Source organism: Pantoea ananatis LMG 2665 (assembly GCF_000710035.2).
GTDB classification, from domain to species: Bacteria; Pseudomonadota; Gammaproteobacteria; order Enterobacterales; family Enterobacteriaceae; genus Pantoea; species Pantoea ananatis.
The window spans coordinates 512,982-538,511 of sequence record NZ_JMJJ01000006.1; the positions used below are offsets into that span (position 1 = coordinate 512,982).

23 protein-coding genes and 3 tRNA genes are annotated in these 25,530 nt (G+C 53.3%); 8 read left to right on the forward strand and 18 right to left on the reverse strand.

What is annotated here, in order from left to right:
* Positions 1-3: 3 nt before the first annotated feature.
* From EL29_RS15910 to nnr, 10 genes are all read right to left on the reverse strand, one after another.
* On the reverse strand, positions 4-204 hold the full coding sequence (locus EL29_RS15910) for a DUF2065 domain-containing protein (RefSeq protein WP_013027400.1): 201 nt from the start codon (positions 202-204) through the stop codon (positions 4-6).
* Positions 205-259: 55 nt separating this feature from the next.
* Entirely contained in the window at positions 260-1,264 is a 1,005-nt protein-coding gene (hflC, locus tag EL29_RS15915) for a protease modulator HflC (RefSeq protein ID WP_013027401.1), read from the reverse strand.
* A gap of 3 nt (positions 1,265-1,267) precedes the next feature.
* Positions 1,268-2,500 (reverse strand): FtsH protease activity modulator HflK, encoded by a 1,233-nt coding sequence (hflK, locus tag EL29_RS15920; RefSeq protein WP_013027402.1) that lies wholly within the window; start codon positions 2,498-2,500, stop codon positions 1,268-1,270.
* A gap of 166 nt (positions 2,501-2,666) precedes the next feature.
* Entirely contained in the window at positions 2,667-3,947 is a 1,281-nt protein-coding gene (gene hflX / locus EL29_RS15925) for a ribosome rescue GTPase HflX (protein WP_013027403.1), read from the reverse strand.
* 75 nt (positions 3,948-4,022) lie between these two features.
* Positions 4,023-4,337 carry an RNA chaperone Hfq gene (gene hfq / locus EL29_RS15930; protein ID WP_013027404.1) on the reverse strand — a complete coding sequence of 105 codons (315 nt, stop codon included), beginning with the start codon at positions 4,335-4,337 and terminating at the stop codon, positions 4,023-4,025.
* A gap of 104 nt (positions 4,338-4,441) precedes the next feature.
* A complete protein-coding gene (gene miaA, locus EL29_RS15935; protein WP_015699418.1) occupies positions 4,442-5,392 on the reverse strand; it encodes a tRNA (adenosine(37)-N6)-dimethylallyltransferase MiaA in 951 nt (316 codons plus the stop codon).
* Positions 5,385-7,223 carry a DNA mismatch repair endonuclease MutL gene (mutL, locus tag EL29_RS15940; protein WP_014594725.1) on the reverse strand — a complete coding sequence of 613 codons (1,839 nt, stop codon included), beginning with the start codon at positions 7,221-7,223 and terminating at the stop codon, positions 5,385-5,387. Before mutL ends, miaA begins: the two co-directional genes overlap by 8 nt.
* 49 nt (positions 7,224-7,272) lie before the next feature.
* Complete coding sequence (amiB, locus tag EL29_RS15945; protein ID WP_013027407.1) at positions 7,273-8,949, reverse strand: N-acetylmuramoyl-L-alanine amidase AmiB; 1,677 nt, start codon at positions 8,947-8,949, stop codon at positions 7,273-7,275.
* Positions 8,946-9,422 (reverse strand): tRNA (adenosine(37)-N6)-threonylcarbamoyltransferase complex ATPase subunit type 1 TsaE, encoded by a 477-nt coding sequence (gene tsaE, locus EL29_RS15950; protein ID WP_015699417.1) that lies wholly within the window; start codon positions 9,420-9,422, stop codon positions 8,946-8,948. The genes amiB and tsaE overlap by 4 nt, the downstream gene beginning before the upstream one ends.
* The gene (nnr, locus tag EL29_RS15955; RefSeq protein WP_028715854.1) at positions 9,419-10,939 is read right to left on the reverse strand and encodes a bifunctional ADP-dependent NAD(P)H-hydrate dehydratase/NAD(P)H-hydrate epimerase; all 1,521 of its coding nucleotides are present in this window, start codon (positions 10,937-10,939) and stop codon (positions 9,419-9,421) included. The genes tsaE and nnr overlap by 4 nt, the downstream gene beginning before the upstream one ends.
* Here nnr and queG point away from each other — a divergent pair.
* Complete coding sequence (gene queG / locus EL29_RS15960; protein ID WP_013027410.1) at positions 10,938-12,077, forward strand: tRNA epoxyqueuosine(34) reductase QueG; 1,140 nt, start codon at positions 10,938-10,940, stop codon at positions 12,075-12,077. The genes nnr and queG overlap by 2 nt on opposite strands.
* A 339-nt stretch (positions 12,078-12,416) precedes the next feature.
* On the opposite strand, the gene EL29_RS15965 is transcribed toward queG, so the two are convergent.
* The 4 genes from EL29_RS15965 to orn form a co-directional block, all read right to left on the reverse strand.
* Positions 12,417-12,492, reverse strand: a tRNA-Gly gene (locus EL29_RS15965).
* A gap of 26 nt (positions 12,493-12,518) precedes the next feature.
* Positions 12,519-12,594, reverse strand: a tRNA-Gly gene (locus EL29_RS15970).
* 25 nt (positions 12,595-12,619) lie between these two features.
* Positions 12,620-12,695 (reverse strand) — tRNA-Gly (locus EL29_RS15975).
* A gap of 153 nt (positions 12,696-12,848) precedes the next feature.
* A complete protein-coding gene (gene orn / locus EL29_RS15980) occupies positions 12,849-13,397 on the reverse strand; it encodes an oligoribonuclease (RefSeq protein ID WP_014604895.1) in 549 nt (182 codons plus the stop codon).
* Positions 13,398-13,496: 99 nt separating this feature from the next.
* Between orn and rsgA the strand changes: the two genes are divergently transcribed.
* From rsgA to mscM, 3 genes are all read left to right on the forward strand, one after another.
* On the forward strand, positions 13,497-14,546 hold the full coding sequence (gene rsgA, locus EL29_RS15985; protein ID WP_013027412.1) for a small ribosomal subunit biogenesis GTPase RsgA: 1,050 nt from the start codon (positions 13,497-13,499) through the stop codon (positions 14,544-14,546).
* A 92-nt stretch (positions 14,547-14,638) separates the two neighbouring features.
* Complete coding sequence (gene asd / locus EL29_RS15990) at positions 14,639-15,535, forward strand: archaetidylserine decarboxylase (RefSeq protein WP_014604894.1); 897 nt, start codon at positions 14,639-14,641, stop codon at positions 15,533-15,535.
* A 5-nt stretch (positions 15,536-15,540) separates the two neighbouring features.
* The gene (mscM, locus tag EL29_RS15995; RefSeq protein ID WP_013027414.1) at positions 15,541-18,876 is read left to right on the forward strand and encodes a miniconductance mechanosensitive channel MscM; all 3,336 of its coding nucleotides are present in this window, start codon (positions 15,541-15,543) and stop codon (positions 18,874-18,876) included.
* Between the two features lie 47 nt (positions 18,877-18,923).
* Here the strand turns inward: mscM and mdh are convergent, their stop codons facing one another.
* Positions 18,924-19,862 (reverse strand): malate dehydrogenase, encoded by a 939-nt coding sequence (gene mdh / locus EL29_RS16000; protein WP_014594728.1) that lies wholly within the window; start codon positions 19,860-19,862, stop codon positions 18,924-18,926.
* A gap of 552 nt (positions 19,863-20,414) precedes the next feature.
* Between mdh and argR the strand changes: the two genes are divergently transcribed.
* The 4 genes from argR (at position 20,415) to yhcN (EL29_RS16020) (ending at position 22,347) form a co-directional block, all read left to right on the forward strand.
* On the forward strand, positions 20,415-20,885 hold the full coding sequence (gene argR, locus EL29_RS16005; RefSeq protein ID WP_013027416.1) for a transcriptional regulator ArgR: 471 nt from the start codon (positions 20,415-20,417) through the stop codon (positions 20,883-20,885).
* Between the two features lie 494 nt (positions 20,886-21,379).
* Complete coding sequence (gene yhcN / locus EL29_RS16010) at positions 21,380-21,643, forward strand: peroxide/acid stress response protein YhcN (protein ID WP_013027417.1); 264 nt, start codon at positions 21,380-21,382, stop codon at positions 21,641-21,643.
* A gap of 74 nt (positions 21,644-21,717) precedes the next feature.
* The gene (locus EL29_RS16015) at positions 21,718-21,990 is read left to right on the forward strand and encodes a YdgH/BhsA/McbA-like domain containing protein (RefSeq protein WP_015699414.1); all 273 of its coding nucleotides are present in this window, start codon (positions 21,718-21,720) and stop codon (positions 21,988-21,990) included.
* A gap of 93 nt (positions 21,991-22,083) precedes the next feature.
* A complete protein-coding gene (yhcN, locus tag EL29_RS16020) occupies positions 22,084-22,347 on the forward strand; it encodes a peroxide/acid stress response protein YhcN (RefSeq protein WP_013027419.1) in 264 nt (87 codons plus the stop codon).
* Between the two features lie 234 nt (positions 22,348-22,581).
* Here the strand turns inward: yhcN (EL29_RS16020) and EL29_RS16025 are convergent, their stop codons facing one another.
* The 3 genes from EL29_RS16025 to EL29_RS16035 all read right to left on the reverse strand — a co-directional run bounded on the left by EL29_RS16025 (position 22,582) and on the right by EL29_RS16035 (position 25,479).
* Positions 22,582-23,550 carry an Rpn family recombination-promoting nuclease/putative transposase gene (locus tag EL29_RS16025; RefSeq protein WP_014594729.1) on the reverse strand — a complete coding sequence of 323 codons (969 nt, stop codon included), beginning with the start codon at positions 23,548-23,550 and terminating at the stop codon, positions 22,582-22,584.
* Positions 23,551-23,693: 143 nt separating this feature from the next.
* Positions 23,694-23,969 (reverse strand): barstar family protein, encoded by a 276-nt coding sequence (locus EL29_RS16030; protein ID WP_014604891.1) that lies wholly within the window; start codon positions 23,967-23,969, stop codon positions 23,694-23,696.
* A 55-nt stretch (positions 23,970-24,024) separates the two neighbouring features.
* Positions 24,025-25,479 carry an NAD-dependent succinate-semialdehyde dehydrogenase gene (locus EL29_RS16035; RefSeq protein WP_014604890.1) on the reverse strand — a complete coding sequence of 485 codons (1,455 nt, stop codon included), beginning with the start codon at positions 25,477-25,479 and terminating at the stop codon, positions 24,025-24,027.
* Positions 25,480-25,530 lie beyond the last annotated feature (51 nt).

A 25,530-nucleotide genomic window follows, 5' to 3' on the forward strand; every position in this document is an offset into this window, starting at 1 on the left:
GCATCAGAGTTCGCCATGCAGCCGCAACATACAGTAAATCACCATTCCTGCCACCACCAATCCCCCGCCAAATCGATGTAACAGGCGATCGGGCAATTGTGTCATGCTCAAAATCACACGTCGCCACAGACGTGGCATAAACATTGGCCCCAGGCCTTCCAGCACCAGAACCAACGCCAGTGCCATCCAGATATTCACGTTCATACTGCATCCAAAAAAAAGGCCGACAACATTGTCGGCCTGTTAGTTATATCAGTTCTTAACGCGTGGCGTTAGAAGGCGCCTTCATATAGCGGAAGAAGTCGCTATCCGGGCTCAGCACCATGACGTCCTGATTTTCATTGAAGCTGTTTTCATACGCGCGCAGGCTGCGGATAAAGGCATAGAAATCCGGATCCTGGCTGAATGCGTTAGCAAACAGTTTCGCCGCTTCTGCATCACCATCACCGCGGGTAATCAATGCCTCACGCTGTGCTTCTGCCAGCGTACGGGTGACCTGGTAATCGGCCTGGGCGCGCAGTTTTTCGGCCTCTTCCTGACCCTGCGAACGCTGACTACGTGCAACGGCTTCACGTTCTGCGCGCATACGGTTGAAGATCGCATCCGACACTTCCGTCGGCAGGTTGATCTGTTTGATGCGCACATCTACAACCTGAATCCCTAACGCCGCCATACTGTTTGGATTAGGCGCAGGTTCGCTGCTGTTGGTTTCACGCTCAACTCGCGCGGCTGCACTGGCGATAGCATCATCCGCAGCAGGCGTGGCAACTTCGTCGTCACCGCCCGCCGTACCGGTGTTCAATGCATCGCGCACGTCGGTGGTTAAACGGCCTCGTGAATCGGTCACGATGTCTTTAACGTCAAGACGTCCCATCTCTGAACGTAAACGGTCACTGAATTTACGTTTCAGCAGGACTTCGGCCTGAGAAACATCCCCGCCACCGGTCGCCAGGTAGTAACGACTGAAATCGCTGATGCGCCACTTGATGTAAGAGTCCACGATCAGGTCTTTCTTCTCTTTGGTTACAAAGCGATCGGCCTGGTTGTCCATGGTCTGGATACGTGCATCCAGCATCTTAACCGTTTCGATAAACGGAATTTTAAAATGAAGACCCGGCGCAAACACCTGCGGTTTGTTTTCGCTATCGCGTAACACTTTACCAAAGCGCAGAACGATACCGCGCTCGCCTTCCTGAACCACGAACAGCGACGCATAAAAGGCCACCAACGCGATAATGATTAGTACAATTACTGGCTTACGCATTGATTACTCTCTCCCTTCGCGCTGGGTATCGTTGCGCAGAGCATTGGCTCGACGCTGATCCATGATGCTGTCTGGACTGTATGACGACGTGTCATTGCGGCTGGCACTGCGATCGGAAAGCGAGGGCAATGTTGAGCTGCTTTTTTGTCCACTCTTCGCGGATGAAGACTCGCCGCCACGCATCAGTTGATCGAGAGGCAGGACCATCAGATTGTTACCGCGATCGTTCACCAGCACTTTACGTGTATGGCTCAGCACGCGTTCCATGGTCTCGATATACAGACGCTCTTTGGTGATTTCCGGCGCGGCTTTGTACTCAGGCAACAGCTTGGCAAAACGCGCGACTTCACCCTGTGCTTCCAGAACCGTACGCTCTTTATAGGCACGCGCTTCTTCCAGCACACGCTGTGCACGACCGTTAGCACGCGGCTGCACTTCGTTGGCATAGGCTTCGGCTTCACGTACGTACTGCTCACGGTTTTCCCGTGCGGCAATCGCATCGTCAAACGCCGACTTCACTTCTTCTGGGGGACGTGCCGCCTGGAAGTTCACGTCGAGAACCGTAATGCCCATATTGTAAGGACGAATGGTTTCGTCGATTTCACGCTGGGTTTCGCTACGCACGACCGTACGACCTTCGGTCAGAATACGATCCATGGTAGAGCGACCAATGACGCCACGCAGGGCGCTGTCGGTTGCCTGACGCAGGCTGTCGTCGGCGCTGGTCACCGCGAATAAATAGCGCTCAGGATCGGTAACGCGATACTGCACGTTCATTTCAACGCGCACGACGTTTTCATCAGAGGTCAGCATCACACCTGATGCCGCCAGTTCGCGAACGGCTTCAACGTTGACCGCGCGCACCTGATCGATAAAGGTCGGTTTCCAGTTCAGGCCCGGCTCCACCAGGTGGCTGAACTTACCAAAGCGAGTGACTACGCCCCGCTCGGCTTCTTTTATCGTGTAAAATCCGCTCGCGGCCCAGATGACGACGGCGGCTACGGCGACGATACCAAAGATTTTGCCACTACCACCGGAACTGCGCTGACCGTTATCACCTTTTTTGCCACCACCGAATCCGCCGAGCTTTTTGCTCAGTTTACGGAAGATATCATCCAGATCAGGAGGCCCAGATTCCTTACCTCCCTTATTTCCCCCAGAGTTGCCGCCTTGATTATTGCTGCTTCCCCACGGGTCGCGGTCCTGTCCGTTATTTCCGGGCTGATTCCACGCCATGTCATTACTCCATTTATAGTTTTAGCGGCTTACCCGTTGTATTCCGTATTGTCGCAACGCTGGCTACGCTCATTGCCCTGACCCTTTGCAAAGTCACTGTCAGAGAGCAAACCCCCAACGCCGCACGACAACATAAAATCCTCAGAGTAAGTTCGATTTGGCAATATCAAACAATATAACTGGTCAGCGACGGCTCCTGCTTGCACAAGCGGCGCCAGTCAATCACGGGCATACGCACATGCAACCCTACACAGCCGTCTTCTTCGTTCCACTCTTTTTCAATCGCCTGCAACTGATAGAAGCGGCTGCGTAAGCGACCCGCCTCCGGCGGCAGACGTAAATCATACTGCGCAATTTCACCGGACAACCGCTCGGAAAGCGCCTGCCACAATAAAGGAATGCCGACGCCGGACTGTGCAGAGAGCCACACGCGGACCGGCATATTTTCTTCATCACGGTCGATGCGCGGCTCAAAACCGTCCAGCATGTCGATCTTATTCATGATCAGTAACGTGGGGATTTCATCAGCGTCGATTTCCTCCAACACCTCATTAACCGCGCCGATATTTTCATTAACCCGGACATCGGCGGCATCGATCACGTGCATCAGCAGCGTGGCCTGACGCGTCTCTTGCAGGGTAGCTTTGAAGGCGGCAACCAGATCGTGCGGCAGGTGGCGAATGAAGCCAACGGTATCGGCCAACACCACTTCGCCCACATCAGCGACGTTTAGCCGACGCAGCGTGGGGTCCAGCGTCGCAAACAGCTGGTCCGCGGCATAGACATTGGCAGACGTAATGGCGTTAAAGAGAGTAGATTTACCGGCGTTGGTGTAGCCCACCAGTGAAACAGTCGGGACGTCCGCTTTGGCACGCGCCTGGCGGCCCTGCTCGCGCTGTTTTTCAACACGTTCAAGACGCGACAAAATCTGGCTAATGCGCCCGCGAAGTAAACGGCGGTCAGTTTCTAACTGGGTTTCACCCGGACCACGCAGGCCAATCCCGCCCTTCTGGCGTTCAAGGTGCGTCCAGCCACGTACCAGACGTGTTGCAAGGTGACGCAACTGCGCCAGCTCAACCTGCAATTTACCTTCGTGGGTACGTGCGCGTTGGGCAAAAATATCAAGAATCAAGCCAGTGCGGTCGATAACACGGCACTCGCACAGGCGCTCAAGATTACGTTCCTGAGCGGGCGTTAAAGCATGATCGAAAAGAACGACCGATGCTCCACTTGTTTTTACCGCATCGGCAATTTCAACGGCCTTTCCTTCACCGACAAAATACTTTGGGTGTGGCGCTTTACGACTGCCGGTGACAACCTGCAGTGCTTCAACGCCAGCAGAAGACACCAGGGTTTCGAATTCCTGTAAATCTTCCAGCTCTTTGTCTTGGGAGAACCAGATGTGTACCAGTACGGCCTGCTCACCGGCATCATAACGGTCAAACAAGCTATAACCTCGCTTATATAAAAAGACCAGGATGGAAAACCTGACGCTTTCCGATCCTGGTTAAACGGTGCCGCCTTACTCTGCGTTATCACCGTCTTGTTGTGGCTGCGACTGCGCAGAAGTGCTGCTGCCGCCATGATGGTAATTGTTGCTGCTGCCACCGCCGGTATTGTTGCTATGGTGAGAAACCGGGCGTGAAGGCACGACGGTAGAAATGGCGTGCTTATAAACCATCTGACTTACCGTGTTTTTCAACAAGATCACGAACTGATCAAAGGATTCGATCTGACCTTGCAGCTTAATACCGTTAACCAAATAAATCGAAACCGGAACACGTTCACGACGCAGTGCGTTCAGAAACGGGTCTTGTAATGATTGCCCCTTAGCCATTCTATCTTTTCCTTATATGCTTGTTGTTTGTTGCTTGTAGAACACAGTGGTTCTGAAAAAAACTGCGTAAAAATTTGCGCACGTAACTTGCCAATTGTACACAATCACCCATGCTTCGCACTAACAACCTTCAGTACTGTATCACGCGCTGAGTGAGGTTCATCACTGTCTAGCCAGTGAATATTTTCCCAACCACGTAACCAGGTCATCTGGCGTTTAGCGAGTTGCCGGGTTGCGCAAACTCCCCGATAAACCATTTCGTCGTAATCGATCTCGCCAGCCAAATACGACCACATTTGGCGATAGCCAACACAACGAATGGAAGGCATATCCGTATGCAAATCACCTCGTGCAAACAGGGCCCGAGACTCCGCTTCAAATCCTGACGCCAACATCTGATCAAAACGCAGTGCGATGCGTTGATGCAACAGTTCGCGGTTCGCGGGGGCGATAGCAAACTGATGCACATCGTAGGGTAACGCTTCACCAGAAATTTTTGTCAGTTCCGTTAAAGTTTTACCCGAAATAAAAAAAACTTCCAGTGCTCGCGAAAGTCTCTGCGGATCATTCGGATGAATACGACTGCCTGCGACCGGATCAATTTCGCAAAGTTGACGATGTAAAGCTTCCCAGCCTCTTTCATTCGCCATTTGCTCTATTTTTTGACGAACCTCCGGATCGGCCGAGGGCAGCGGCGACAATCCTTCAAGTAACGCCTTGAAGTAGAGCATAGTTCCACCAACAAGCAACGGAATTCGTCCATGCTGAACGATATCCGCCATTTCTGCTAACGCATCCCGCCGGAACTCTGCCGCCGAATAGGCTTCGGCAGGATCGCGAATGTCCAGCAAACGATGGGGCGCCAGCGCCCGCTCTTCTGCAGAGGGTTTTGCCGTACCGACATCCATCTGACGATAAATCAGAGCCGAATCTACGCTGATAAGCTCTACAGGTAAGTGCTTGCGCAATTCGATCGCTAATGCGGTTTTGCCCGACGCTGTAGGCCCCATCAAAAATATTGCCTTTGGCCGGCCAGCCTGGTTCAGTTCACTCATGCTTCAACGCGTTGACCGCGCTCTCAATCTCAATGGCTTGTACTAAGCCAGAAGGTGGCGATTTCAGTAACTGCGGACAAAGCCTTTCGAGCTCAGCCAGCAAGGTAATCGCCTGGGAGTGATTCCAGTGTTGAGGCTCTGCATCTTCACGTCGCGCCAGCCACTGGGCCAGTTGCGTAGCAGAGTTCTCTTGCTGCCGGGCGAGATAGCCTAACAGTTCAGGAATCAAGATTTGTAAATTTTGTGTTCGTAACGGTAAAGGCACCGCACGCAGGATAATGTGGTCACCCTCAGGGTGTAAATCAATGCCCATCAGGTTGAGCAGGCTGAGATTTTCCTGGGCCGCCTTGCGCTCCGCCGAGGCGATTTTTAACCGCACCGGGATCAAAAGCGGCTGTGATTTCAGCCCACCTTCGGTAGGTTCTAACTGTGCCTGCTTTAACCAGCGGGTTGCCACAGGCAGAGCCATTAGCAGTAACCGCTGGCCCTGCTCAAGCAGAGCATACTGGCCTTCAAGCACGGTTAACACGCGGCCAAAACTGTGGGCGTGAGCCGCCAGAGGTGGCACGGCACTGACCGGCTCTCGTGCCGCAGGCTCGGCACTTTTGGTTGCCGGCGAACTCGCCGGCGTTTTAAGAAGCTGCTGGTAAACCCGGCCTTCGCGTTGGCTGTATCCGGCGTCTTTATTTTGCCAGGCGGGTGCAACCGATGGCCTGGCCGCGTCACCTGTGACAGCCGGCTGGCTGAAATGATTGCCGCCTGCCGCCTGGCGGTTCTCCTGCTGCCAACGCGGAGTGGGTTCTTCAGCCTGTAACGTTGGCAGAACCGGGGAGGCGCTTTCCTGCAGCACGCTCATGACGCCCTGATAGATGAAGTCATGCACCAGACGTGACTGATGAAAACGCACTTCGTGTTTTGCCGGATGCACATTTACATCGACCTGATGCGGATCTATCTCTAAATACAAGACGTAAGCGGGGTGCTGATCATCCTGTAGTTGGCTCTGAAACGCCTGACGTATAGCATGATTGATCAGCTTGTCACGCATCATGCGGCCATTAACATAGCAATACTGAATATCACTCACCTGACGGGAGCCGGACGGATCGGCAACCCAGCCGCGCAATACAAGGTCATCATGTTGCCAGTCTATGCGTAGCGCATGCTGCATGAAGGTCGTCCCGCATATGGCACCCAGCCGACGCTCACGTTGCCCGTCATCATTGACGGCCCGGTACTGACGCATCAGTTTGCCGTTATGGCTTAATGAGATAGCCACGTCAAAGCGCGCCAGCGCGATGCGCCGGATCACTTCATCAATATGCCCGAATTCAGTTTTTTCAGTGCGCATGAATTTGCGCCGGGCTGGCGTGTTGTAAAACAGGTCAAGCACTTCCAGCGTCGATCCACAAGGATGGGCGGCGGGCTTAACAGTAACGTCCATATCGCGCCCTTCAGCATACGCCTGCCAGGCTTCGTTTTGCTCGGCCGTGCGCGATGTCAGGGTCAGACGAGACACTGAGCTGATACTGGCCAGGGCTTCACCGCGAAAGCCCAGGCTCATAATGGCCTCAAGATCGTCCAGCGAAGCAATTTTACTCGTGGCATGCCGAGCCAGCGCCATTGCCAGCTCATTTTTCGCTATACCGCAGCCGTTATCGCGGATGCGAATCAGTTTTGCGCCACCCTTTTCAATTTCCACATCAATGCGCGTCGCCCCGGCATCAAGGCTGTTTTCCACCAGCTCTTTGACGACCGATGCAGGACGCTCAACCACTTCTCCCGCCGCAATTTGGTTTGCGAGTTGCGGCGGCAAAATTTGTATTGGCATGCTGGATATCCTTGTGGCTGACAACCCGGCACGGCGGCCGGGCTAACAATCAGGATGCAGGGATTTTCAGGTTCTGACCCAACATCACGTTGGTGGATTTCAGGTTATTCGCCTGGAGAATCGATTTAGGGCTGACGCCATAATGCGCGGCGATACTGCTCAGCGAGTCTCCCCGCACCACTTTATGCCGCACCGGGCGATGCGCCCCTGAGGAAGCCGGTGCGGTACGGCTGGCCACCGCACTGGCCGGAACTTTCAGCCGCTGCCCCACCCAGACAACATCGCGCTTCAGGGTGTTCATCTGCCGCAGTGTTGCCATGCTCACGCCATATTTTGCCGCGATTCCTGAGAGCGTTTCGCCGCGCGTTACAGTATGCCGCTGAATGGCGCCCGTATACTGCGTCTCTCCGGTCGCCGGATTACTGACTACGCTGACCGCTGGCGACGTAGCCAGCGGCCGGTTTTCCTCCTTTGGGACCGATTGTAGCGGGTGCGCCAGGAAATAAGCGCGCAGTCCTTTATATATCGACTGAGCAATCTTATCCTGGTGTGCGCTACTGCCGAGCAGTCGCTCCTCCGAGGCATTACTAATAAAACCGGTTTCCACCAACAGGGAAGGAATATCCGGCGAACGTAACACGCCAAGACTGGCATGCTCAGGTAAACGCTTGTGTAAAGACGTGACGCCACGCAGCTGCTGAATCACCTTCGTCGCGATGTCATACCCGACGCGCTGCGAGTGACCAAACTGCAAATCCAGCACGGCCTGACTCAGATAGGGATCGGCCTGACTGTTCGCCAGCAGATCGCCTGCTCCGCCTAACAGTTCTGACTGTTTCTCTTTCTGCTCCAGCCAGTTTGCCATCTCACTGTTCGCGCGGCGGTTAGACAATACCCAAACAGAGGCTCCGGTTGCCGCATGGCTGGGTGCCGCATCGGCGTGAATTGACACCAGCACGTTAGCATTCGCTTTGCGCGCAACGTCTGAACGGCCCATTACAGAGATAAAATAGTCGCCGTCACGCGTCAGAACCCCTTTGAACATGGGATCGTCGTTTAACAACACTTTCAGTTTACGCGCAATGGCGATGGTGACGTTTTTCTCTTTAAGTCCGTGCTGGCCTATCGCCCCGGGATCCTGGCCTCCGTGTCCGGCATCAATGGCTACAATAACCGTGTCGTTTCGGCTGGCAACCCCACCGGGACGGACCGTGCTGTTGGTGTTGGTGACCGTGGTCACCGGGTTAGCATTGAACGGATTACTGGCTGCGGTTTCCCGTGCTCGTGTCGGCGCAGGCTCGGCTGCAACCACGGGCGCGCTGCGCGTAACGGCCGGATGTTTACCCTGTATGGTAAAGACCACGCTGTACTGACTGCCGTTGCGTTGCGTAACGGCGCGGGTTTTTCCAGACTGCGTCAGCTCAAAGACCAGACGTATGCTTTGTTTATCTTTTGGGGTACTGGTACGAATGCGTTTAACGATGTTATCGCCGCTAAACGTCAGGGGTAAGCCTTTGATGACGCCGCTTTGACGAATATCCAGCACCACACGGTCGGGATTGTGTAGCGGAAAGTAGGCATAAACCGGTTGGCCGGAAAAACTCAGCGTAACCGTGGCCTGATTTCCGCCATTCGATACCTGAATATCAGACAGGTTAGCGGCAAACAGGGGGCCGGTAATGAGTAGCAATCCTGCCACAACGAGCATTTTCATCCATGTCATCATGCCCGGACCCTGCCTTGTTCGATCTGATCAACCCAGCGCTGCCCCTGGGCGGAGTGCGCAACCAGCTCGGCTTGCCGCGCTTCATCGACATAACGGAGCGTCAACGCCACGTCCGGCGGGGGCAAAATACCGGCGCCCTGTTGGGGCCACTCAACCAGACAAACCGCGTCGTTCGTGAAGTAGTCACGAATGCCCATAAACTCCAGCTCTTCCGGATCGGCAAGGCGGTAGAGATCGAAATGATAAACGGAACGCCCTTCAAGAACATAAGGCTCGACGAGGGTGTAGGTAGGGCTTTTCACATTGCCCGGATGACCGGATGCCTGCAAGAAACCGCGGCTGAAGGTGGTCTTTCCTGCGCCGAGGTCGCCATAAAGATAGATCACCGCCGCATTGCCACAGGCCTGCGCCAGTTGAGCACCCAGTTCGAGTGTTGCCGCCTCATTGGGCAAAGATATAACACAGCTCTTCATGCTTCTTGATTCATCTCTGGATTAACAAACTGCCACAGCAGATCAAATAAGTCTGATGCCAGCATGCCGCGCGTGCCCCGCTGCTCAGCCAACGTATCAGCGGCAGCACCGTGAGCAACACAACCTGCACAGGCAGCATCAAACAGCGCCAATTTTTGTCCCATTAACGAGGCAATAATACCGGTGAGCACATCACCCATTCCGCCCGATGCCATCCCGGCATTACCCACATCGGCAAACGCCATTTGCCCGTTTTCACTGGCGATAATCGTGCCCGCACCTTTTAATACGGCAACGCCACCATAACGTTTCGCCAGCTCTCGTGCGGCTTGTAAGCGGTCACTCTCAATTTCGCTGGTCTTAACACCCAGTAAACGAGCAGCTTCACCCGGATGCGGCGTTATAATGCGATTCTGACGTTTCTCAGCGCTTATTGCCAGCAAGTTAAACGCATCTGCATCCCAAAGCATGGGCTTTTCAGTACTTTTAACCTTTTCGAGCGCCTTTTTGCCCCATTCCCGCTGTCCCAGCCCCGGACCGATGGCGATGACGTCCGCCCATTCCAGCGCATCAGCCAGTCCCGCGTCCGTGAGCACATCCACCATAATTTCCGGGCGCGCGGTGAGGATAGGGATAATATTGTCTTTGTGAGTAAGCACTCGCACCAAACCACTTCCCGTTCGTAGCGCGGCTTCTGCCGACATCCGCACGGCACCGGCGGTGCCGCTGTCACCGCCTATCACCAACAAACGCCCCTGATCGCCTTTGTGGGACGTTGCTTTACGCGGTTTCAGCCAGTGGGATAAGAAACGGGCATCATAGCGAGCCATAGGCGGCGACTGCGCTGACAGAAAGCTTTGCAGTCCCAGGTCGGCAAAGTAAAGCGACCCAATACAGTCCCGCGCCTTGCCGGTAAGCTGTCCGGGCTTAAGCGCAATAACGCTCAACGTATGCGTGGCATTGATAACCTCTCCCGGTGTGTTGCCTGTCGCTGCAGACAGACCAGAGGGGAGGTCAATCGCCATGACTGGCGCGTCATGTGCGTTTGCCTGAGTTATCAGGGTGGAAACAGGTTCGGCGGGCGCCCGGCTGATGCCTGTTCCCAGTAACGCATCGACGATAATATCGACCTTTTCAGGCCAGGCCACGTCGGGCGCATGGATCACCCCACCCGCTTCAAGCCAGCTGTTTCTGGCGGCCTCCGCTTCGTCGGGCAGCGGCTTATCGCTATCACAGGCCAGAAGCGTCACCTGTTTGCCTGCAGCCTGCGCCAGACGGGCAACCACATAACCATCGCCTCCGTTATTGCCATGACCGCACAGCACCAGCCAGTGCTCTGCATCCGGCCAGTGGACAGTTATATGCTCATAGGCGGCCTGTCCTGCCCTTAACATCAGCTCGTAGAGCGAGATACCCAGTGCATCGGCACCCTCACGCTCAAGTTGTGCCAGTGCCTGCGCAGGCCAGACAGAGTGTGGTAAACTGCTGCCGTTTCTCTTCGAATTCTGGTTAGTCATGTCATACCCTCTCGATCTTGATCAACTCGCTCAACACATTAAACAGTGGGGACGCGATCTCGGCTTTCAGCAGGTCGGTATTACCGACACCGATCTCAGCGCTGAAGAACCGCGTCTGCAGGCATGGCTGGACAAACAGTACCATGGCGAGATGGAATGGATGGCCCGCCATGGAATGATGCGTGCGCGTCCCCATGAGCTGTTACCCGGTACGCTGCGGGTGATCAGCGTGCGCATGAATTATCTTCCTGCCAAAGCCGCTTTCGCCAGTACGCTGAAAAACCCACAGTTAGGTTATGTCAGCCGCTATGCGCTGGGCCGTGATTACCACAAAGTATTGCGCAATCGCCTGAAAAAGCTCGGAGAAATGATTCAGGCCCACTGTGGCGAAAGCCAGTTTCGTCCGTTTGTCGATTCTGCCCCACTGCTTGAACGCCCTCTGGCAGAGAAAGCCGGATTGGGCTGGACCGGCAAACACTCGTTGATCCTGAACCGCGAAGCGGGCTCATGGTTTTTCCTGGGGGAATTGCTGATCGATCTGCCTCTGCCGATAGATTCCCCACAGGAAGAGCAGTGTGGACGCTGCGTGGCCTGCATGACGATTTGCCCGACAGGCGCTATCGTGGCGCCTTACACGGTGGATGCCCGCCGCTGCATTTCCTACCTGACGATTGAGCTCGAAGGCGCCATCCCCGAAGCGCTGCGGCCCCTGATGGGAAACCGCATTTATGGCTGTGACGACTGCCAGCTCATCTGTCCCTGGAACCGCTATGGGCAACTGACTGACGAAGCGGATTTTTCACCCCGCGCAGCGCTGCATGCGCCAGCGTTAACCGCCCTGTTTCAGTGGGATGAAGCGAAATTCCTGCGTATTACCGAAGGCTCTCCCATCCGCCGAATTGGTTATCAGCGCTGGTCACGCAATATTGCGGTGGCGCTAGGGAATGCCCCGTGGAGCGCAGAGATCCTCCCCATACTCGAACAGCGGCTGGGGGAAAGTGATTTACTGGACGAACATATTCAGTGGGCCATTGCGCAGCAACAGGATAAGCGAAAGCACGTAGAGATTGACGTACAGCCAGCACAGCAAAAAAGGCTCGTCAGGGTAATAGAGAAGGGATTGCCGCGTGATGCCTGATTGCGCAACGATACACAGGAAACAGATTTCCACATCCTGTGAATAAAAATAAAAACACCTTGTCATTCAATCGTAATAACACAAGTGACAGAATCAAATAACATAATGAAATATTATTATTTCTTTAACTATCAATAGATTAAATAAAATTTGTGTTATTTTGCAAATGCGTCTAGCGTTTGGCTTAATCCCTATATCTGTGGATAACTCTGTTTAAAAGAGTTTTACAGAACGGCAAAAAAGCATGAACAGTCATCTGTCCTGCTGTGGATAACTCTGACTGTAGTACTAAAGATCATCATCCAGCCTGGCAGGCTGCGACAAAGAAAGTGACAAAACTGGAGCGGGAAACGAGACTCGAACTCGCGACCCCGACCTTGGCAAGGTCGTGCTCTACCAACTGAGCTATTCCCGCATAGAAGGGCACTGCTAAACATATTTTGGAGCGGGAAACGAGACTCGAACTCGCGACCCCGACCTTGGCAAGGTCGTGCTCTACCAACTGAGCTATTCCCGCATAGAGGGTACTGCTAAACATAATTTGGAGCGGGAAACGAGACTCGAACTCGCGACCCCGACCTTGGCAAGGTCGTGCTCTACCAACTGAGCTATTCCCGCGCCTTGTACCGTCATAAATTCTTCACCGGTACGGGGTGCGCATTATACGAGAAATCGCTGCTGCTGCAAGATGCTTACAGCAAAAATTTGCGCTTTTGATGCGTTTGCTGCTTATTGCATCAACCTGGCGATTTCCTGCGCACCCTTTGCGGTTTAAAGCTGCAAAAAGTGTTGGCGGTAGTACGCCAGTTCGGCAACGGACTCACGAATATCGTCTAACGCCTGATGCGAGCCGCTCTTTTTGAAGCCTGGAAGAATGTCTGGCTTCCAACGACGAGCCAGTTCCTTGAGCGTGCTGACATCTAAATAGCGGTAGTGGAAATAGGCTTCCAGCTCTGGCATGTACTTGAACAGGAAACGGCGATCCTGCCCAATGCTGTTGCCGCAGATGGGCGAGGTATTTGCGGGCACCCACTGCTGTAGGAACTCGATAGTCGCTTTTTCCGCAGCGCGATCGTCAATCTTACTGGCCTTCACCCGTTCCACCAAACCGCTATTCGTATGTGTACGGACGTTCCATTCGTCCATTAAGGCGAGCTGTGCATCTGACTGATGAACCGCCATCACCGGCCCTTCAGCCAGGATATTGAGGTCGGCATCGGTCACGATAGTGGCGATCTCAATAATGCGATCGCGTTCCGGATCGAGTCCGGTCATTTCAAGGTCGATCCAAATTAGATTATTTTCGTTTCCAGTGGCCATGCTGTTACCTGTGGTTGCTGAGTCGTCATTCATCATGAATAAGGTGTATCATAGACGTTTTGCCCCTCAGGGCGAAATCCAGCTAAACGGTGAGGGTGAGTGAGTAAAAATAAACTGTCTAAAGGTCAACAACGTCGCGTAAGCGCTAACCACGATCGTCGTTTGAACCAGCGCAAAACGCGCCCGGAAGCGGACGATAATTTGTTTGGTCAGGACGCAGAGGGCGTGGTGGTCAGCCGATTTGGCATGCATGCCGATGTCGAGGACAGTGCTGGCCTTACCCACCGTTGCAATATACGTCGTACGATTCGTTCGCTGGTCACCGGCGATCGGGTGGTATGGCGTCCCGCGCTAAACGGCGGTAAAGGTATTGTTGAAGCGGTGCACGAACGCACCAGCGTGCTGACGCGCCCCGATTTCTACGATGGCGTCAAACCCATCGCCGCAAACATCGATCAAATTATTATCGTGTCCGCGATTCTGCCAGAGCTGTCACTGAATATTATCGACCGTTATCTGGTCGCCAGCGAAACACTGGATATTGAGCCCCTGCTGGTGCTGAACAAAATCGATCTGCTGGATGACAACGCACGTGCGTTTGTTGACGAGCAGATGGAGATTTACCGCAAGATCGGTTATCGGGTATTGATGGTTTCCAGCCATGTGAAAGAGGGTTTGAATGCACTGCAGGCAGCCTTAACTGACCGGATAAGTATCTTTGCCGGGCAGTCCGGCGTAGGTAAGTCCAGCCTGCTGAACGCCCTGCTTGGCTTCGATCAACAGCAGGACACCGCCATTCTGACCAATGATGTTTCCGATGTTTCCGGACTGGGCCAACATACCACGACCGCATCCCGGCTTTATCATTTCCCCGAGGGCGGGGATGTGATTGATTCTCCGGGTGTCCGTGAGTTTGGTTTGTGGCATCTTGAGCCGGAACAAATCACGCGTGGATTTGTCGAATTCCGTGCGTTCTTAGGCGATTGTAAGTTTCGTGACTGTAAGCATGACACCGATCCGGGCTGTGCGATTCGTGAAGCCGTTGAAAACGGCAAAATCGATCAATCACGCTTCTATAACTACCACCGTATTCTTGAAAGCATGGCGCAAATGAAAACCCGGAAAAACTTCGCCGAGAGTGAAGATTAAGGCCCGTAACGGCGTATTCGCCATCTGACTGGGGCGCTGTTACAATCCGCTCCCTTTTTGTCAATGTTATGAAAGATAGCCAGGAGGCTAGGGTGTTTGATCGTTTTAAACTCGGCTTGAATCACATTCTTCCAAAAAAATGGCTGACTGAACTTGCGGGTTGGGGAGCCAGCCGTCGCGGCGGCTGGCTGACGAAGCTGGTCATTGATATTTTTGTCTGGTTTTACAAAGTCGATATGGCTGAAGCACGGAAACCGGATACCGCCAGCTACCGCACCTTTAACGATTTCTTTGTTCGTCCGTTAAAGGACGATGCACGCCCAATCGATCCCGATGCCAGCCTGATCGTTCTGCCTGCTGACGGCGCGATCAGCCAGCTTGGCCATATTGAAGGCGATCAGATTTTCCAGGCGAAAGGCCATTACTACACGATCGACGCCCTGCTCGCCGGTAATGAGCATATGGCGGCACAGTTTCGTGAGGGGGAATTTGCGACCACTTACCTGGCACCGCGTGATTATCACCGCGTCCACATGCCTTGTAACGGCATCCTGCGTGAGATGATCTATGTACCGGGCGATCTTTACTCCGTTAATCCGCTGACCGCACGTAACATCCCTAACCTCTTTGCCCGTAACGAGCGCGTAATTTGTTACTTTGAAACCGATATGGGCCCGATGGTGCAGATCCTGGTGGGCGCAACGATTGTCGGCAGCATTGAAACCGTTTGGGCAGGCACCGTCACACCGCCGCGCGAAGGCATTATTAAACGCTGGCATTACCCGGCCGCCGATCATGACGGTGCCGTGGTATTACTCAAAGGTCAGGAAATGGGCCGCTTTAAACTGGGTTCTACGGTAATCAACCTGTTCGCGCCTGGCCGAATCAAGCTGGCGGAAAGCCTTGAGGCGGAAAGTAAGGTTCGACTGGGCCAACCTTTAGCGCTCGCCCTTCCACTGACGACTACCGCGCCTGACGCTGTCGAGTAGAACCTATGTTCGTGCGTTCGATCTTTTGTCTGCTGCTGAGCCTCTGGCTCAGCTCTTCTACGCTAGCCGCCAGCCTGCCTGATGCCAGCCAGCTCAAACAGCAGCTGGAAGAGGTCAAAGCCACTAAAAATGCCCCCTCGCAAACTGAACAAATTCAGTCACTGGAAGCCGCACTGGCCTCGCTCTCTGAACGCGATGATGCCCTCGAACGCGCACAACAGTATCAACAGGTTATTGACGATTTTCCGCGCCTTGCCCGCGAGTTAAGGCAGCAAATCGCCACGCTTAACGACAACGCTAAAACCGTGCGCAGCACGATGAGCAGCGCAGAGCTGGAACAAGAGATTCTGCAAATCAGCAGTCAGCTGATTGAAGAAGGACGCCAGGCCCAGCAGGAGCAGGACCGTGCCAGAGAGATCAGTGATTCCCTGTCGCAGTTGCCACAGCAGCAAACGGAAGCGCGCCGGGCACTGACCGAGAGCGAACGGCGCTTACAGAGTGCCGGCAGCGCTGCCACTCCAGTAGGTCAGGCCCAACTGGTGGCTCGCCAGGCAGAAAATGCCGCCAATAAAGCCAAAGTCGATGAGTATGAGCTGGCGCAGTTGTCGGCCAACAATCGCCAGGAGCTGGCTCGCATGCGCGCCGAGGTGCATCAGCGCAAAGTGACCCAGCTTGATAATTATCTGCAGGCTTTACGTAATCAACTGAATGAACAACGTCAGCGCGAGGCCGAAACGGCGCTGGCGCGTACGGAACAGCTGGCGGAAAACAGTGGTGATTTACCGCCCGAGATCAGTGAGCAGTTTCGGGTTAACCGCGATTTGTCCGGTGCGCTGAATCAGCAGGCACAGCGCATGGATCTGGTGGCATCGCAACAGCGCCTCGCCACCAATCAAATTATTCAGGTCCGTCAGGCGCTGGCAACGTTGCGGGAACAATCCCAGTGGCTGGGTGCCTCTAACCTGCTCGGCGATGCGCTTCGGGCACAGGTGGCGCGTTTACCCGATATGCCGAAATCTCAGCAAATCGATAATGAAATGGCACAGCTGCGCGTTCAGCGCCTGCATTATGAAGATCTTCTGGAACGACAGAATGCGCTTCGCAAAGCACATCAGGCGGACGGGCAGCCTTTTACCAGCGACCAAAAGCGCATTCTGGATGCACAGTTAAAAACGCAGCGAGAATTGCTGAACTCCCTGATATCCGGCTGCGATACGCTGATTCTGGAAATCACTAAACTCAAGGTCGCCAATACGCAGCTTCAGGATGCGTTAACCGAAGTCAAAGACGCCACGCACCGCTATCTGTTCTGGACAGCAGATGTCAGCCCCATTTCATTGAGCTATCCTCTGGACGTGGCTAAAGGCCTGTCGCACCTGCTTACGCTGGATACGCTTGGGCAGCTTGGCAAAGCTCTGGCAATGATGTTTACCAGCCGCAGCACCGTCCTGCCCATTTTGGGTGCCGTGTTGCTGGTCGGTTTTAGCCTGAGTACACGCCGTCACTTCAACGCTTTTTTGGAACGCTCAGCCAGTAAGGTTGGTAAGGTCACCCAGGATCGCTTCCGCCTGACCATCCGCACTGTTTTCTGGTCAATTCTGGTCGCGCTTCCGCTTCCTGTGCTTTGGGCAACCCTGGGATACGGGCTGCAAAACGCCTGGCCGTATCCGGTAGCCGTTGCTATCGGCGATGGCATTACGGCGACGCTGCCTCTGCTGTGGATATTCATGGTCAGCGCCCAGTTTGCCCGCGCCAACGGTTTGTTCATTGTGCATTTCCGCTGGCCGCAGGTACGCGTTGCGCGTGCCATGCGTTACTACTCGTTGAGTATTGGCCTGATCGTGCCGCTGATTATGCTGCTGATCACCTTTGATAACCTTGACGATCGTCTTTTCTCTGCCACCCTGGGCCGACTGTGTTTTATTTTGATCTGTGGCGCCCTGAGTCTTGTTACGGTAAGTCTAAAACGTGCAGGGATCCCTCTTTATCTTGATAAAGAGGGCAACGGCGAAAACATGATTAACCGCCTGCTGTGGAATATTATGATCGCCATTCCATTGCTGGCCGCGCTGGCCTCCATGATTGGTTACCTTGAAACAGCGCAGGCGCTGCTGGCACGTCTGGAAACCTCGGTGGCAATCTGGTTTTTCCTGCTGGTTATTTACCATATCATTCGCCGCTGGATGCTGATTCAACGACGCAGGCTGGGGTTCGATCGCGCACGCCAGCGCCGGGCCGATATGCTGGCCAATCGCGCGCGCAACGAAGAAGAAAAAGATCAGGCGCAAAATACTGACGTTATTGAAATAGAAGAGCCCGTGATTGATTTGGACGCCATCAGTGCTCAGTCACTGCGCCTGGTCAGGTCAATCCTGACGCTGATTGCGCTGGTGTCAGTCATTGTCCTGTGGTCGGAAATCCACTCTGCGTTTGGTTTCCTTGAGAATATTCGTTTATGGGATGTCAACACCTCCGTTCAGGGCGTGGAGAGTATTCAACCCATTACGCTGGGCGCCGTTCTGATCGCCATCCTGGTGTTCGTGATTACGACGCAGCTGGTGCGCAATATGCCGGCCCTCCTTGAGCTGGCCCTGCTGCAGCATCTTGATTTGTCGCCAGGCACCGGCTATGCCATTACCACGCTGACCAAGTATTTGCTGCTGCTAATTGGTGGCTTGCTCGGCTTCTCATTGATTGGGATTGAATGGTCCAAGCTGCAATGGCTGGTGACCGGCCTGGGCGTTGGGTTGGGATTTGGCCTGCAGGAGATTTTTGCGAACTTTATCTCCGGCCTGATTATTTTGTTTGAAAAACCCATTCGTATTGGCGATACCGTTACTATTCGCGATCTGACCGGCAGCATTACGCGCATCAATACCCGCGCCACGACAATTACAGACTGGGATCGCAAAGAGATCATCGTGCCTAATAAGGCCTTTATTACAGAACAGTTTGTTAACTGGTCGCTGTCGGACTCCGTCACGCGCGTCGTGCTGACCATACCCGCTCCCGCACAGGTAAGCAGCGAGGAGGTCACCACGTTGCTGAAGCTGGCTGCAGAACGTTGTAGCTACGTTCTGGATACACCGCCGCCGGAAGTGTTTCTGGTTGACCTGCAGCAGGGAATACAGTTATTTGAGCTACGCGTACACGCCGCTGAAATGGGCCATCGCATGCCGCTTCGCCATGAACTGCATCAGCTTATTCTGCACGGCTTTGCAGAACATGGTATCGAAATGCCTTTCCCACCCTTCCAGATGCGGGTAGAAACCTTAAGCAGAAAAACGCCTGCCGGAAATGGTGCGTCGACGACGCGGACTTTTAAATCAGGCGGATTATAAAAAAACGCCCGGTCTGACCGGGCGCTTTCCTGTTCGGGCTGCGGGGGTTATTGCTTCACAAAAGCTTCGCCCTGCGCGATATCTTTTTTCAGTGTTTCCAGCATGCCATCCAGCGCCTGCTGTTCGAACGGGCTAAGGGCACCAACAGGCTTACGCTCCGCCACGCCGTTTTTACCTAACAGCAGGGGCTGAGAGAAGAAGCGGGCATGCTCGCCATCGCCTTCCACGTAGGCACACTCCACAACGTTCGCTTCGCCGTTTAAGGCACGTACCAGCGATAAACCGAAACGGGCGGCGGCCTGCCCCATGGATAACGTTGCTGACCCCCCACCGGCTTTCGCTTCCACCACTTCTGTACCGGCGTTTTGAATACGTTTGGTGAGGTCAGCCACTTCCTGATCGCTAAAGCTGACGCCCGCAACCTGGGACAGTAATGGCAGAATAGTGACGCCTGAGTGTCCCCCCACCACGGGCACGTTCACCTCGCCAGGCTGTTTGCCTTTCAGCTCAGCGACAAAGGTATTGGCGCGAATAATGTCCAGCGTTGTCACGCCAAACAGTCGATTCTTGTCATAAACACCGTGTTTCTTCAGGACCTCGGCCGCAATCGCCACCGTCGTGTTAACCGGATTGGTGATCACCCCAATTAACGCTTTCGGCGCTGTCGTAGCAACCTGCTCAATCAAATTACGCACGATGCCGGCATTGACGTTAAACAAATCGGCCCGATCCATACCAGGCTTACGCGCTACCCCAGCAGAGATGAGCACGACATCCGCACCTTTTAAAGCCGGGGTGGCATCTTCCCCACTAAAACCCTTAACGTTAACTGCGGTAGGAATGTGGCTGAGATCGACCGCGACGCCAGGCGTGACGGGCGCGATGTCGTAGAGAGAAAGTTCTGAACCTGCGGGAAGCTGGGTTTTGAGTAGAAGTGCTAGCGCCTGGCCTATGCCACCAGCGGCACCGAGTACGGCAACTTTCATTCATAACTCCTTATTAAGGTGGGGCAGAGAAGAGCCGAAATTCCATCTGTGTCAGACCTTAATCAACTGCTCAGGTGATGACGGGTATCCGAGACTATTTTACGCGCTAATGCCCGCAGTCTCGGGATTTTAAAACTTACTTATCATCGCTATATCGTCCTCATCCTGCGTTGCAGACAACGAGCTAACCTGTTTGCCGTGTCAGGGCTACCTCAGGTAAGCGCCGACGACGGTGACGGGATTTCTCTCCAACTGTTGCGCGGGAGTTGGCCGGTATCACCTGAAATCGACAACCTTGACGTCGGCAGACAGAGAACGGCAGTGTAAATTTTTATTTTCTTACCTCATCAATAATATAACAGCTTTGCAACCTTTGCCTTTCCAGGCTGTGAGCTGGGTTTTGGTCTGAGTAAATTCTTTGCTATTATCGCCGCCCGCCATGGATACCGCCCCGTTCAATTAACAACCAATTGCATAAAAATTCATTTATATGCATAATAATGACTTTGCTGCGGTCTGTTCCGCGGTTTTTCTTACATTTACTGGTAAATTATGCGAAACCCATCGAAACAAGACGATCTGATCAAAGCCTTCAAGGCTTTATTAAAAGAAGAAAAATTCAGTTCTCAGGGCGAAATTGTTCAGGCGCTTCAGGAAGACGGCTTTGAGAACATCAACCAGTCCAAAGTTTCCCGGATGCTGACAAAGTTTGGCGCGGTGCGGACCCGCAATGCCAAAATGGAGATGGTGTACTGTTTGCCTGCCGAGCTGGGCGTGCCGACAACAACCAGTCCATTGAAGAATCTGGTTCTGGATATTGACTACAATGATGCGCTGGTCGTGATCCATACCAGCCCTGGCGCAGCGCAGCTGATCGCTCGCCTGCTGGATTCTCTGGGTAAATCTGAGGGGATTCTGGGGACGATTGCGGGTGATGACACCATTTTTATCACGCCGGCACGCGCCTTTACCGTCAAACAACTTCACGATGCTATCCTCGTCCTGTTTGAACAAGAGCTATAGTCGTTCCCGCTAACCGGCAGCACATCGCCGGTTTATTCTGCCCGTTATCCCCCTCTTCCTTCTGTCAGCTCTCTTTCAGCCGATACGTTACTTTTCAAGGCATTACTCTTTAACCGCGTCGTTTTCAGCGCATAAAATATTGGTCATACCCTTTGCCACCTTTAACATTACGCGCTATTTTACACTGCTTTACATTCAAATACTGGCGTCATCACCCAGACCAAAACAGATAAGCAGCCAGATCAACCATGATTTTTCGCACTAAAAGTTAAAGTAACGTATCTTACTGTTTTTATGCGTAATTACCCATCTGTAGTGGCATTTTAGCCATTTTTAATAACTTTTAGTTATTAAAAAATCCCAAATGGTTAAATTGCATCAACAAAACATTATTAGGCAGGTATTAATTTCTGCCGTTATTAGTCCTATACTTAGTTTCGTGATGTGAATCACACTAATAAAAAAGAAGAACAACCAGGACGAGGACATCTTTTATGAAAACTAAATCTACCATCGCTGCCTTGAGCATTTTATCTGCCCTGTCATTCGGCGCTTCTGCAGCAGATTATATTTCTGCTTCACAAGCACAAAATCTGCAGCCTGTTGGCACGGTAAGCGTGAGCGGTGTGGCCGGCGCGCCATCCGATATCAGACAGCAACTGAGCGATAAAGCCGATCAACAAGGCGCGAAAGCTTTCCGTGTTATTGAGGCCTATAACGACGGCAACTACCACGCGACGGCTGAGCTGTACAAATAAACTCGCAGGACCTGACAGGTAACCAGCGGTCCCAATGCGACCGCTGGTTAAACATCCTTACCGGAGAATGAATGATGAAAATCCAATTAACGATTGCCGCGCTGGGCGTGGCCTCACTGCTCTCTTTTGGTGCCAATGCCGCTAGCATGGTCACAAATCAGCAGGCGCAAGACATGAATCTGCAGCCGCTAAACCAAACAATTAGCGTAAGCGGTATCAATGGCGACCAGACCAACATCCGCCAGGTACTGTCTGAGAAAGCGGATGCACAAGGTGCAGGCCATTACCGCGTGATTGAGAACAACCGTGACGATACCTTCCACGTCACCGCCGAACTGTATAAATAATTCATCTGCGGCAATGTTGCCGCCCTGACAAAATCGATGACCCGCTCTATGTATGCCATTCCGCAGGTTGTTGATTGCTATGAGGAATAAATCATGAACATCAAATCAACCATCGCAACGATGAGTCTGCTCTCCGTGATCGCTTTTGGCGCTTCAGCAGCGCAGCTCGTCACGGCCGATCAAACGCAGAATCTGCAACCTGCAGGAACCGTAAGCATCAGTGGCGTTGCGGGTTCACCTATCGACTATCGCGCCCAGCTGTCCCAGAAAGCGGATGAACAAGGCGCAAGTGCCTATAAAATTATTGAGGCTAATACAGGTGACAGCTACCACATCACCGCGCAGCTGTATAAATAGTTCCTCGTCTGACGTATGACGAACCCTTTAGCCCCGCTCGCCGGGGCTTTTTTTTGCCTGAAACGCGCGGTGAGTGAACTGTGACAGGGGGTAAGCAAAGGCAGCCTTCATCCGCCAATGTTAATCGACGGGATTCAGCGACATAAAACGACATGAGCAGAAGAAGTCTGGCTTACGCGGGGGATTAATACGCTGTCAACAGTACCGTAAATCACAGACCTAAGGCGCAATATATCAATGGGCAATCTGCGCCAAATCATCGTCTGACAGTCCGGTCATCTCTGCGACAAGGCTGGGAGGCAAACCGTTTTGCAGCATTGTTCGCGCGATTTTTAGTGCAGCCGACCGTTCTCCCTCACTGCGGCCTTTCACCAGGCCACGTTGTTCACCAAGCTGAAGGCCCTCTTCCAGGCCCTTTTCCATCCCCTTTTCAATGCCTTTCTGCTCAAGCTGTTGTGCGATGGTCATCAATGCATCCTCATGTTGCGGCACCCGCTGCGCCAGCGTTCTGACGAAAAGGTCAGCGTCCGCGGTTTCGCCCGCCTGTAAAAGATAGTTTACCAACGATATAACCTGTGATGAAGAGAGATAACCCGCCAGTGTGACAGGGGCCAGCTTATCGATGAGTTCTGCTAAATCTCTTTGATGAATATGCTTTTGCAGCAGTGTTAATGCAGCCATGCTGCGGTGGCCGACAATCTCCTCATCAGGAATCACCGTCACGTCCACTAGCGGAAAAGCGTTGCTGTAGAGCCGACTGGCGAAGGCGGGAATCGAAAATTCGTCCAGCCAGCGGGTACTATAGGGATAGGGACTGCGTTTGCCACTGTAGAATAAAATCGGAATGACTAACGGGAGTTTTTTGTGCCCGGCATCCAGGTGCCGCTGCATTGCCGCAATGGCATAACGCATCAGTCTGAATGCCATATGCCTGTCAGGTGATGACTGATGTTCAATCAACACATGGATATAGCCATCATCGCGGCTTGTGGTTTTTAGACTGTACAGTATATCGCTAAAATATTGCCGTAAGTCCTCTTCCACAAAAGCGCCAGATTCCAGTTTTAACGTATCCAGATCGCACAGCGCGAGAAACTCTGCCGGAAGATGCAATGCCATAAAATCACGGGCAATGGTGGGCTGGGACAAAAATTGACGGAATGTCGCATCATGGGGCGTGGGCGTGCCATTTTTACTTTTCATGTAACCTGTCCTGATGATGAGGTGGCAGGTTAGCACGACCTGAAAATGCTCAGCGTCAGCAAACGGTGACGTTGCGAGAGCTCTCGAGGAATTTCTCGCACGTGGGCGACCCGATAATACACGTTAGTCGGTCTTCAACGCTGTTAACGCTCTATTACGTTAAATTGCAGTTGTCCTTCCAGCTCCTCTTCCGCCTCGTCGAACAGCAGAATTAAGGCTCCATATCGCCGCTTCTGCCCTTGTCCTAAATTCACAAACTCTATTTTCAGGGGGAGAGGTAAACCTTTGCAGACAATGATGTCCCACAATCCATCCAAATCACAGATGGCGTACGCCTTTAAAGCAAAGCGTTCGCAAAATTGCCGTAAAAAATGGGCCTGATCGACAATCTCATTAAAATCAAAACGCTCGACTCTCATACTGGCGACTCCCGTTATCCGGTTCTGGGCGGCCCTGCGCCGCCCGGATGTTCATCTAACTTAACCCGCCGAGGTGCAGCGCTTTGACCTCCAGGTACTCATCCATCCCCAGTACCGATCCTTCACGTCCCAGACCAGACTCTTTCACGCCGCCAAAGGGGGCCAACTCTGTCGAGACCGCACACTCATTGATGCCAATCATTCCACTTTCGAGCGCGGCAGAGACCCGGAATACCCGCTGCAGGTTTTGCGTATAAAAATACGCCGCCAGCCCGTATTCCGTCTGGTTGGCACGACGGATAACCTCTTCTTCGTCATCAAAGCGGAAACAGGCTGCCACCGGCCCAAACGTTTCTTCCTGAGCCAGTTTCATGCCTTCATGTGCCTCAACAATGACCGTTGGCTGCCAAAAATTTCCGCCCAGCGCGTGCCGCTGACCACCCGTCAGCACTTTTCCGCCCTGAGCAATGGCATCTTTGACATGCTCTTCGACTTTTTCTAATGCGGATGATTCGATTAACGGGCCGACGACCACGCCATTATCCATGCCGTTTCCGACGCTAAGCTTATCCACTTCAGCGGCCAGTTGGGTCGTAAAACGTTCGTAAACTGCACTGTGAATGAAAAAGCGGTTAACGCTGACACAAACCTGACCGGCATTGCGGAATTTATTGGCGATGGCTCCCTGCACGGCTGCATCGATATCCGCATCTTCAAAGACGATATAGGGCGCATTACCGCCCAGTTCCATCGAAACCTTTTTCATGGTTTCAGCAGCGTTACGCATTAGCGTTTTCCCCACTGCCGTGGAACCGGTAAAGGAAATTTTACGTACGGCTTTGCTGGCCATAATGGCATCGCTAATGGCATGCGTGTCGCCTGCTACACCGTTAAGCACGCCATCAGGGATGCCGGCTTTTTTTGCCAGCGCCAGTAAGGCAAATGCGGAAAGCGGTGTGTTATTCGCGGGTTTAATAATGCCTGTACATCCCGCTGCCAGCGCCGGGCCTAACTTACGTGTCAGCATCGCCATAGGGAAATTCCAGGGCGTGATAGCGGCGACGACGCCGACCGGCTCACGGGTTGCCAGAATGCGCGATCCCGCTTTAGCAGGAGGGATGATTTCACCGTTAGCCCGTTTAGCCTGCTCGGCGAACCATTGAATAAAGCTGGCGGCATATTCCACTTCGCCTTCTGCTTCCTTGAGCGGCTTACCTTGCTCCGTTGTCATTAGCTCAGCCAGCCAGCGTTTGTGTTCAATGATTAACCTATACCAGCGGTACAGCAGTTCTGAACGCCCCTTGGCGGTCTGTGCTCGCCACGCTGGGAAAGCATCCTGGGCAGCCTTTATTGCAGCTTCCGTTTCCGTTTTTCCTGCTTTTGCCACCTGAGCGACGACCTCGCCCGTGGCAGGATTCGTCACGTCAAAGGTAGACGTGGTACGCAGCCATTGCCCGTTTACCAGATAGCCTGTCTGGAACAGTTCGCTGTCGTGCAGTGAAGAATGCATTAGGTGCTCCTGTCGGTTTGTCATCTGTCAGGAAAGTATAGATGGCAAAAA